The organism is Schleiferilactobacillus shenzhenensis LY-73, assembly GCF_000469325.1.
In the GTDB taxonomy this organism is placed as follows: domain Bacteria; phylum Bacillota; class Bacilli; order Lactobacillales; family Lactobacillaceae; genus Schleiferilactobacillus; species Schleiferilactobacillus shenzhenensis.
On the sequence record NZ_KI271604.1, the window covers coordinates 22557 to 24486 of the forward strand.

General features: G+C 59.0%; 1 protein-coding gene. It reads right to left on the bottom strand.

The features are described from left to right. Positions 1-1511: MDR family MFS transporter (locus tag L248_RS12360; protein ID WP_022530581.1), on the bottom strand; the 1511-nt coding region annotated here is incomplete at its 3' end. Positions 1512-1930 lie beyond the last annotated feature (419 nt).

A 1930-nucleotide genomic window follows, 5' to 3' on the forward strand; every position in this document is an offset into this window, starting at 1 on the left:
TAAGAGTTTTCCTGCGGTGCGGAGGAACGGGCGGGTTTAGCCGCCTTTCTCAACCCCAGCTTCGCCGGAATGTCGAACAAGTTGCATACTAAGGCAATGGCGATAATGGCAATGCCTACCAGGTAGACACCGTGCAGGCCGCTGTAAAGGATGCCCCGCAGCGCAGGCAGCAGCTTCGCCGGAAGCTGAGCGGCCGTCTGCGGATCGATCAGCTTATTCAGCATATCGGTGGTCAGCCCGGCATGGCCAGCCACCCCGCTGGCGAAGTGGGTATTCAAGACGATGCCGAAGACCGACACCATCAGTGTCTGGCCCAGCGTCCGGCTAAGCGTGTTGAAGGACGTGGCGACCCCGACTTCGGACTGGGCGACGGAATTCTGAACGGTCACGGTGGTAATGGTGATGATCAAGCCGAAGGAGATTCCCAGCCAGCCGGCAATCACCAAGAAAACGATGAACGGCGTCTGGACCGGGACGGTGGCCAGCGCCACGGCCCCCGCCAGCAGCCAGGCCAAGGCAATCGTCAGCACCCGCTTCGGACTCCACTTGACCAGCAGGTGGCCGGCCAGGAATGAGCCGAAGATCCACATCACGGAACTGGGCGTCACCGCGAAGCCGCCCATGGAAGCCGGCAAGCCGAGAATCCCCTGCATCCACATGGGCATGTAGGATTCGAAGCCGATGAGAAAGCCGGAGACCAGGGCTGCCACGCTGTTTTGAATGACAAACGAACGATTTTTGAACAAGGCCAGGTCGATCACGGGATCGCTGGCTTTTCTTTCTAACCGTACAAAGACCACGAAGCCCACGACGAACAGGACCAGCGCCGCGAAAGCGACCAGCCGTGTACTGGTATCGGTGAGCAGCTGCAGGCCGATCATCAAGGCAAACAGCGTCAGCAGCAGGCTGACGACGCCAGGATAATCGATGTGCACCGCCCGTTTCTCCCGGGATTCGAAGAAGAAGAATTGGACCAGCGCGATGGTGATCAGACCGATGGGCAGGTTGATGAAGAAAATCCAGTGCCAAGAAAGCCGTTCGACGATGAAGCCGCCCAGCAGCGGTGCGATGACCGAGGCAATGCCCCAAGCCGAGCCGTTGAAGCCCAGCACCTTGGCCCGCTTCTCAATGGGATAGATGTCGGCGATGATGGTGAAGGTGACCGGCTGAATCGCGCCCGCACCGATACCTTGCAGCGCCCGAAAGGCAATCAGCTGCATCATATTCTGGGCCAAGCCGGCCAAGCAGGAGCCGACAATGAAGATGGCCAGCCCCACCAGCAGGACCGGCTTGCGGCCAATGGCGTCGGCCAGCTTGCCGTAAACGGGGGTGACCATGGCGTTGGTGAGCAGATAAATCGAGAAGACCCAGTTCATCAGCTCGACCCCGTGGAGGCTGCCGATGATGGTGGGCATCGCAGTGGAGACGATGGTCCCCTCCACGGCGGTCATGAACGTGGCGACGAATATCGCGACGGTGGTAATGGCAACGTTGGTTTGTTTCTTGGTCATAAGTACTTCGATTCCCCCAATGGTTTGTTTGTTAGAAAGGTGATTGAAAAACGACGGACGAGAAATGTAACTGTCTGTCGGTAGCCTGGGTGACTCTGGGCTGCATGGCCAAGGTGTCTCGTCTTGACCCGGGTGACTACGGGCTCCGCGGGCGGGGGGCTGGAACGTGGTGACGGCGGTTTGAGCCCCCGCCCGCTCCGCCCTCCGTCACCCTACATTCTCGGAGACTGAAAATGTCTTGCTCGTCACGAGATGCTGGCAACCTCTCTTACGAGCGTTACAGCTGTCGCCAGAAAGTATGAAAGTCGGAGGCACCTCCGGCAAAATACCTACTGGCACCGAAGACTTTACGATCGGGCAGAATGTAGGCGATTTGGGCCCGGAGCCAGGGGGCCTCAGTGGTGATATTGGTCTTAGCG